The organism is Falsiroseomonas selenitidurans (assembly GCF_012103215.1).
GTDB lineage: Bacteria > Pseudomonadota > Alphaproteobacteria > Acetobacterales > Acetobacteraceae > Falsiroseomonas > Falsiroseomonas selenitidurans.
Window position 1 is genome coordinate 19,349 of record NZ_JAAVNE010000060.1, and the last position, 7,686, is coordinate 27,034.

Annotated in this window: 8 protein-coding genes; 1 reads left to right on the forward strand and 7 read right to left on the reverse strand. The window is 73.9% G+C overall.

The genetic code is table 11. The annotated features are described in order from the left end of the window. Position 1 precedes the first annotated feature (1 nt). From HEQ75_RS24155 to HEQ75_RS24170, 4 genes are all read right to left on the reverse strand, one after another. Entirely contained in the window at positions 2–1,021 is a 1,020-nt protein-coding gene (locus HEQ75_RS24155) for a chlorophyllide a reductase iron protein subunit X (RefSeq protein ID WP_168034692.1), read from the reverse strand. Beyond that, positions 1,018–1,947: a chlorophyll synthesis pathway protein BchC gene (bchC, locus tag HEQ75_RS24160; RefSeq protein WP_456237396.1), complete on the reverse strand. Its 930-nt coding sequence runs from the start codon at positions 1,945–1,947 to the stop codon at positions 1,018–1,020. The genes HEQ75_RS24155 and bchC overlap by 4 nt, the downstream gene beginning before the upstream one ends. Before the next feature lie 110 nt (positions 1,948–2,057). Then, positions 2,058–3,203, reverse strand: coding sequence for a methyltransferase (locus HEQ75_RS24165; protein WP_168034694.1), 1,146 nt, complete (start codon positions 3,201–3,203; stop codon positions 2,058–2,060). Beyond that, a complete protein-coding gene (locus HEQ75_RS24170) occupies positions 3,203–4,069 on the reverse strand; it encodes a polyprenyl synthetase family protein (RefSeq protein ID WP_168034697.1) in 867 nt (288 codons plus the stop codon). The genes HEQ75_RS24165 and HEQ75_RS24170 overlap by 1 nt, the downstream gene beginning before the upstream one ends. A gap of 202 nt (positions 4,070–4,271) precedes the next feature. Here HEQ75_RS24170 and HEQ75_RS24175 point away from each other — a divergent pair, with 202 nt between their 5' ends. After that, positions 4,272–5,078 (forward strand): DUF2189 domain-containing protein, encoded by an 807-nt coding sequence (locus HEQ75_RS24175; RefSeq protein WP_235962101.1) that lies wholly within the window; start codon positions 4,272–4,274, stop codon positions 5,076–5,078. Here the strand turns inward: HEQ75_RS24175 and HEQ75_RS24180 are convergent. The 3 genes from HEQ75_RS24180 to HEQ75_RS24190 all read right to left on the reverse strand — a co-directional run. Beyond that, entirely contained in the window at positions 5,054–6,085 is a 1,032-nt protein-coding gene (locus tag HEQ75_RS24180) for a phytoene/squalene synthase family protein (protein WP_168034698.1), read from the reverse strand. The genes HEQ75_RS24175 and HEQ75_RS24180 overlap by 25 nt on opposite strands. Next, entirely contained in the window at positions 6,082–6,963 is an 882-nt protein-coding gene (bchO, locus tag HEQ75_RS24185; RefSeq protein ID WP_168034699.1) for an alpha/beta fold hydrolase BchO, read from the reverse strand. The genes HEQ75_RS24180 and bchO overlap by 4 nt, the downstream gene beginning before the upstream one ends. After that, positions 6,963–7,686 (reverse strand): VWA domain-containing protein (locus HEQ75_RS24190; protein WP_168034700.1); only part of this gene is annotated, 724 nt, incomplete at its 5' end. The genes bchO and HEQ75_RS24190, both read right to left, overlap by 1 nt.

The following is a 7,686-nucleotide window of genomic DNA, read 5'->3' on the forward strand; positions in this document are numbered from 1 at the left end:
CTCAGGCGCCCTCATAGACGACTTCGAGGGACGGCTTGTTCAGCACATCCGCCGCGCACATGTCCTCCATCGTCGCCGGGTCCAGGACCACGCCGCGGCCGACCGCCTCGCCCTTGAACAGGCCGAGCAGGTTCTCATGCGTCAGCGGCTTCGGTCGCACCGGCGGCGCTTCCGCCACCTGCACCGCCAGCTGCTCGAAGACGCTCGCCCAGCGGCCGCCCGGCACGCCGACGATCTCGTAATTCGCGGATTTGCGACGGATGTCCTCATCGGCCGGAATGGCCGAGAGCACCGGGATGCCGGCGGCTTCCGCGAAGGCCTGCGCCTCCCCGGTGCCGTCATCCTTGTTGATCACCATGCCGGCCACGCCGACATTGCCGCCGAGCTTCTTGAAGTATTCCACTGCGCTGCAGACGTTGTTGGCCACATACAGCGATTGCAGGTCGTTGGAGCCGACGACGATCACCTTCTGGCACATGTCGCGGGCGATCGGCAGGCCGAAGCCGCCGCAGACCACGTCGCCCAGGAAGTCGAGCAGCACGTAGTCGAAATCCCACTGATGGAAGCCGAGCTTCTCCAGCAGTTCGAAGCCGTGGATGATGCCCCGCCCGCCGCAGCCGCGGCCGACTTCCGGCCCGCCGAGTTCCATGGCGAAGACACCGTCGCGCTTGAAGCACACGTCGCCGATCTTCACCGCCTCGCCGGCCGCCTTCTTCTTGGAAGACGTCTCGATGATCGTCGGCACGGAGCGGCCGCCGAACAGCAGGCTGGTGGTGTCGGATTTCGGATCGCAGCCGATCAGCAGCACGCGCTTGCCCTGCTGCGCCATCATGTAGGACAGGTTCGCCAGGGTGAAGGACTTGCCAATGCCGCCCTTGCCGTAGATGGCGATGATCTGCGTTTCCTTCTTCACCGGGCCGGTCGCCACGGCATCCGGCTCCTGCGCCGCCTCGTCGCGCAGCGCATCCGCCATGCTCTGCTGCGCCGTGGTCGCGGCGGGCGAAGCGGTGTGTGCGTTCATGAGCATGCTCTCCAATCGAGGATCATCTTGAGGCACGCGGGATCGGTGAAGGCGGTGCGGTAGGCTGCCGGTGCCGCCGTCGCGGCGCTGCGATGCGTGATCAGCCCCTCCAGCGACAGGCGCCCGGCATCGAGCAGGCGGCGCACCGAGACCAGGTCCGCCTCCTTCCATTCCGCCGCCACGCGGAAGCGGGCTTCGCGCATGAAGGCGGGCGGGAAGGAAAAGCTGAGCGGCGCGCCGTAGAAGCCGGCCAGCACGATCTCGCCGCCCGGCGCCAGGCGCTGCACCAGGCTGTCCAGCAGCAGGCTGTCGCCGGAGACGTCGCAGATGCAGCGATAGTCGCGGCGCGGGTCGGTCTCGGCGCAGAGCACCGCATAGCCGCTGGCGCCGTCGCGCCGGGCGGGGTTGCTTTCCCACACCACCGGCGTGCCGCCGGCCGCCACCACCAGGCGCGCCACCAGGCGGCCCAGCACGCCATGGCCGATGATCAGGTCCGGCAGCGCGGCATGGGGCGCGGCGATGGCGTGCTGCGCCGTCGCGGCCAGCGCCATCAGCACGCCATCGGCGCCCAGCGCCTCATCGATCGGGACGGCGCGCGCATCCGGCACCACCAGCCGCGCCGCGGCGCCGCCGAACAGGCCGCGCACGGCGCCGAAGCAGCGGGCGCCGGGGACGAAGACCCGCTCCCCCACCCGGCGCTTCGCAGCGGGGCCGGCGGCGGCCACGCGGCCCACCGATTCGTAGCCCGGCACCAGCGGGTAGCCCATGCCGGGGAAATGCGGCATGCGGCCGGACCAGAGCAGGCGCTCGGTGCCGGTGCTGATGCCGCTCCACTCCACGTCCACGACGACATCGGCTTCACCCGGGGGCGAGAGCTCGAGCCGGCTCAGGACGAGACGCTCCGGCGCTTCCAGCAAGACTGCCACGGTATCCACCTGGACGCCGCTCCCATTGATTGACTGTAAGCCTATCCTGACAATCGGTGATGTCAAGACAAACTGACATGCGGGCGTCAGGCATTGGTGACAGGGCACCGTCAGGCGCCACTGACATCCGCAAGGATGACGCGCGCCAACAGCGGCGTCGGGGTCGGCAGGGCGCGGCTGGCGGCGAAGCCGGCCTCGGTCAGCATGGCGCGCAGTTCCTCCGGCCGTCTTGGCCGGCCTCGGCCCATCGCCAGCAGGTAGAAGCCGAAATACGCCTCCCCCATCGGCTCCGCGCCGCCGGTGCCGGCCATGGGCTCGGCGATCAGCAGGCGGCCGCCGGGCGGCAGGGCGGCACGGGCGGCGCGCAGCAGCGCCATCACCACCGCATCGTCATGGTCGTGCAGCACGCGCACGAAGCTGATGAGGTCGGCGCCAGTGGGCAGCGCATCCTGGGTGAAGTCGCCGCCGAAGGCGGTGGCGCGCCCGGCCAGGCCGCGTTCCGCCAGCCGCAGCCGGGCGCGTTCCGCCACCGGCGGCAGGTCGAACAGCATCAGGCGAAGCCCGGGTGCGGCGGGTGCGATGGCGGCCAGGAAGGCACCCTCCCCGCCGCCGACATCGAGCAGCGCCTTGTGGCGCCGGAAGTCATAGGCCGCCAGCACCTCCGCCGCGACCATGGGCTGGCTGGCAGCCATCAGGGCGGAGTAGTCGGCCACGCGGGACGCCTCCAGCGCCTGCGGCGCCGCGGCGCCGGCATAGGCCCAGTAGGCGGACAGCGCATTGCCGCCGCGCTCCCGCCGCAGCAGCGCCACGGGGTCCGCCAGGTCGGCGTAGAGCAGCGCGTGGTGTTCCACCATGGCGGCGATGCCGGGATTGCCGATCATCGCGGCGCCCAGCTTGCCCAGCACCCAGCGCCCATCGCCGCGCTGCCGCACCAGGTCCAGCGCGGCGGCGGCGGCCAGCAGCCGGGCCATGGCCGCCGGCGGCACCGCCAGCCGATGCGCCAGCGCCGCTTCCGTCATCGGCGTTGCGTGCAGCAGCTCGAACAGCCCGAGCCGGACGCAGGCCGCAAGCACCTGCGAATAAACGAAGCCGGCGCACAAATCGAACAATTGCCGGGCGCGGCGCCGGGCCATCGGCCGCGTCAGCGGGAAGCGCGCCGCCCAGGCGCGGAAGCGCGGGTCGGCGGTGATGGCCTCCCGCCATGCCAGGAGCCGGTCCCACCAGCCGGGCGCGGCCATGCCGGCGGCTGGTGGCATCAGGCCGCGGCCAGCTTCCGGGGCAGCAGGCGCTGCGCTTCGGCCAGGATCAGCCCGTGCAGCATGCCCCGCCCCTGGCAGGGCGGAATCGCCGCAACCGCCTGTTCCGACAAGCTGCGCAGCCGGGCCACGGCGCCGTGCAGGCCGAATTCCGCGACCGCGCTGGGCCGGCCGAGCGCCTTGTCCACGCCGACGGGCTTGCCCAGCGTCTCGGCATCCTCCACGGCGTCGCGCAGGTCGTCCGCCACCTGGTAGGCTTCGCCCAGCCGGTCGCCGAGCAGGCGCCAGGCTTCCGGCTCCGCATGGCCGGAAGCGGCGGCGCCGGCGATGGTGGCGGCGGCGAACAGGCTGCCGGTCTTCTGCCGCTGGTATTCGGACAGGTCCGCACGCGGCTCGCATTCCCAGGCCTGGCCGGCGACGATGCCGAAGGGCACGCCGACGCCATCGCCCACCACCAGCAGCAGCGGGCCCAGCCGGTCCGGTGCGCAGGGCGCGGCGCGGGCCAGGGTCTGGAAGGCCAGCACGATCAGCGCATCCCCCGCCAGCACCGCCAGCGGCGTGCCGAAGGCGCGGTGCACGCTGGGCTTGCCGCGCCGCGTCGCCGCATCGTCGAAGCAGGGCAGGTCGTCATGCACCAGGCTGGCGCAGTGCAGCAATTCGATGGACGCGGCGGCGGCGGAACACAGCGCCGGCCGGTCCTCGCCGCAGGCGGCGGCCACCGCGAGCGTCAGGCGCGGGCGGATGCGCCCGCCGCGCGGGAACACCGCGTGGCGCATGGCGGCAGCCAGTCGCGGCGGGGCGCCGGCGGCCTCGGCACACAACACCGCGTCGGCCAGGCTGGATTCGATGCGCGAGACGGCATCCATGGCGGACCTCCCGGGGGCCGAATGTCATCTCGGCTTGTCAGATAGAAGTGTCAGCCTTTCCTGACAGACAAGTCAACCGCGTTTTCCTCACGCGGGCTTGAGGCGAAGCCGGCGCGTGCCGCACCACCTGACGCAAGCGGGGTCCTGCCGGTCGCCGCCGGCACAAGGCCGTCCGCTGGACCCAAGGACGGGGGAGCGAACGATGGCAAATCTTGCGACCAGTGCCGATACGCAGCCGATGACCCAGGCCGCGCCGGAGGTCCGACGCATCGGCATCGGCGCACTTGGCGTTGCCCTGCGGCGCGGCTGGGCGGATTTCGTCGCCACGCCGACGCAGCTGATGTTCCTCTGCGTGCTGTATCCGGTAATCGGCCTGGTGGCCGCGACCCTGGCGGCGGGCGACGAGGTGATGCACCTGTTCTACCCGATGGCCGCCGGCTTCGCCCTGGTCGGGCCGATTGCCGCGCTGGGGCTCTACGAGATCAGCCGGCGCCGCGAAGCCGGCCGCCCCGCCAACTGGGCCACGGTGTTCGAGGTGCTGAAGGCGCCCGCCCTGCCCGCCATCCTCGCCCTCGGCCTGCTGCTGCTGGCGCTGTTCCTCGGCTGGCTGTGGGCGGCGGATGCGATCCACGCGGCGACGCTGGGCCGGCTGGAGGTCGGGCGCGGCGGCGGCGGGCTGGCCCTGCTGCAGCAGGTGTTCGAAACGCCGGAAGGGCGCGCCATGCTGCTGTGGGGCAATCTGGTGGGCTTCGGCTTCGCGCTCCTGGTGCTGGCGCTGACGGTGGTGTCCTTCCCCATGCTGCTGGACCGCGATGGCGGCGTGGCGCGGGCCATCGGCACCTCGCTGCGCGCGGTGGCGCTGAACCCGCTGCCGATGGCGGTCTGGGGCCTGCTGGTGGCGCTACTGCTGCTGGCCGGGTCGCTGCCGCTGTTCATCGGCCTGGCGGTGGTGCTGCCGGTGCTGGGGCATGCCACCTGGCATCTCTACCGGCTGGTGGTGGTGCGGTAGCCGAGCGTGCCCTGCTCCCCCAGCCGGTCAAACAGCGCCACCGCGCGAGCGATGCGGTCCGCCAGCCGGTCGGGCGCGACGGCGGGCAGGGCGGCCACGGCGTCGACCAGGAATCGCGTCGCCGGCAGCGGCGGCGCCGGCTGGGCGGCGGGGCGCAGCGCCAGCGCCGTCACGCCACGGGCCATCAGCGCCAGCTTGCGGCTTCGGCCGACCACGGCACGACGGCTGACGGAATCGCCGCCCGCCTGTTCCACCGCGCGGCCGATTCCCGCATAGACATGGCGCGCGGCGCCGATGCCGGCGCGGCAGTCGCGGGGCAGCAGCGGAATGCCCTGCTCCGCCCGCGCATACAGCGCCTCCGCCGCCGCCAGCAGCCGCCGCACCACGCGGCCGAGCGCCGGGGTGAAACGCGGTGCGGCCAGGAAGGCATTGGGGTCCAGCCCCTCCGCCCGCAGCCAGTCCAGCGGCAGGTACAGCCGGCCGTTGCGCGCATCCTCCCCGACGTCGCGGGCGATGTTGGTCAATTGCATCGCCACGCCGAGGTCGCAGGCGCGGGCCAGCGCCACCGGGTCGCGCACGCCCATCAGCAGCGTCATCATCGCGCCCACCGTGGCGGCGACGCGCGCGGCGTAGTCCTGCAGCGCCGGCAGGTCCGCGTAGCGGCGCCCGGCCGCGTCCCAGGCGAAGCCTTCCAGCAACGCCGCCGGCAGGGCGCGCGGGATGCCGTGCTCGCGCAGCACGGCGGCGAAGGCGCGGTCGGCCGGGTGGGCGTGCGGCCGGCCGGCCAGCATCGCATCCAGCCGCGCCCACAGCACCGGCAGTGCCGCGCCGGGGTCCGCCGCCTCGTCGATCGCGTCATCCGCCACGCGGCAGAAGGCGTAGAGCGCCGCGGCGGGTTCTGCGATGCGCGCCGGCAGCAGACGCGCCGCGGCGCGGAAGGATCTGGACCCGCCGGCCAGCAGCGCCAGGCAGGCGGCGTGGTCGGCCTGGGTTGTTGCCGTGTTCATGCTGCCATCTCCGCCGCCGCGACGCCGCGGATCAGGGCCGCCACGCCGGCCGGGTCTTCCTCATGCGCCAGGTGGCCGAGCCCCGGCAGGGTGACGAGGCGCGCCTTCGGCAGGCGGCGGCGCACCGCCTCCGCCTGCACCGGCGGCACCGCGCGGTCCCCGGCACCGACGACCAGGGTGAGGTCCGGCGCCAGCCGGGGCAGGTCCCGCAGCAGCGGCACCAGGTCCCAGTTCGCCATCATGCCGAGCGCCGCCGCCAGATGGCCCGAATGGCGGAACAGCCTGGCGTAGAGATCGACGCCGCGCGCATCCAGCCGGCTGCCGGTATCGCGCAGCAGGCGTTCCGCCACGGCGCGGTCCGCGGCGCGCCAGGCGAAGAGGCTGGGCACGAAGGGCAGCCCCACCAGCAGCCGCGCGGCGCGGGTGAAGAAGGCGGCGTGGCGGTCGCCCAGCGGCTGCAGCGCACCGTTCAGGCTGATGATGTCGGTCGGCGCGATGCGCCCGTCCAGCGCCATGCGCAGCAGGATCGCAGCCCCCGCCGAATGCCCCGCCGCCAGCACCGGGCGCAACTCCATCGCGGCCAGCAGCGCGGCGACGGAGGCCGCCATGCCGGGCAGCGAAAGCCGCGCCGCCGGCACCGGGCCGGAGAAGCCGTGCCCGGGCAGGTCCGGCGCCACCACGCGGAAATCCCGCGCCAGCAGCGGCGCCAGGTCGCGCCAGGAATGGGTGGCCGCCGCGGTGCCGTGCAGCAGCAGCAGCACGGGCCCCTCCCCCATCACCTGCACATGCCAGCGCAGCCCGGCGGCGGTGACGAAGCGGCTCGCTTCCCGGTTCGGCCAGTCCCGGCCTTCGCACGTCCAGTCCGGGCGTTCCGCCATCAGTGGGTCCTCGCCTCGGCCACGGCGGCGGAAAGGCGCGCGGGCGCGGCGGCGGGCAGCGCCAGGTAGCGGCCGCCCATGGCGGCGGCCAGCTGCCGGGCGAAGGGCTGCGGCCGCGCCGCCATGTCCACGAGGAGGGAGGCCAGGCCTGCGGCCCGCAGCCCTGCGGCGAGGCCCAGCGCATCGGCTTCCGCCCGCGCCCGGCCCGCCGTGCCGTCGCGGGCGATGTTGGCGCGGCCATCGGTCAGCAGCACCAGCAGCGGCGTGCGGCCGCGCCGGGTCGTGGCCTGCGCCAGGGCCAGCGCCGCTTCCAGCCCCGCGGCCAGCGGCGTGGCGCCACCGCCTGGCAGGCCGGCCAGGCTGCGCCGGGCGCGCACCAGGGAATGGGTCGGCGGCAGCAGCAATTCCGCCGTCCGGCCGCGGAAGGCCACCACGGCCACCTGGTCGCGCCGCGCATAGCAATCGGCCAGCAGCATCTCCACCGCGCCCTTCGCTTCCGCCAGCCGCGCCAGGGCGGCGGAGCCGGAGGCATCGACGGCGAAGATGGCGGTGCTGGCGCGCGGCTGGCGGAAGCGCAGCAGGCGGATATCCTCCGCCCGCACGCGGATCGGCGGGCCTGCCGCGCGTTCGGCGCGGCGCAGCGCCTGCCAGGGCGCGGCGGCGCGCAGCGTGTCCAGCAGCGCGATGCGCGCGCCGCCGCGAAGCGGGCCGGTGCGGGTGCCG

Bases quoted from the DNA above. Each gene is read 5' to 3' on its own strand.
- HEQ75_RS24155 (WP_168034692.1), bottom strand. From the start codon at position 1,021: ATGAACGCACACACCGCTTCGCCCGCCGCGACCACGGCGCAGCAGAGC.
- HEQ75_RS24165 (WP_168034694.1), bottom strand. From the start codon at position 3,203: ATGCCACCAGCCGCCGGCATGGCCGCGCCCGGCTGGTGGGACCGGCTC.
- HEQ75_RS24170 (WP_168034697.1), bottom strand. From the start codon at position 4,069: ATGGATGCCGTCTCGCGCATCGAATCCAGCCTGGCCGACGCGGTGTTG.
- HEQ75_RS24175 (WP_235962101.1), top strand. From the start codon at position 4,272: ATGGCAAATCTTGCGACCAGTGCCGATACGCAGCCGATGACCCAGGCC.
- HEQ75_RS24180 (WP_168034698.1), bottom strand. From the start codon at position 6,085: ATGAACACGGCAACAACCCAGGCCGACCACGCCGCCTGCCTGGCGCTG.
- bchO (WP_168034699.1), bottom strand. From the start codon at position 6,963: ATGGCGGAACGCCCGGACTGGACGTGCGAAGGCCGGGACTGGCCGAAC.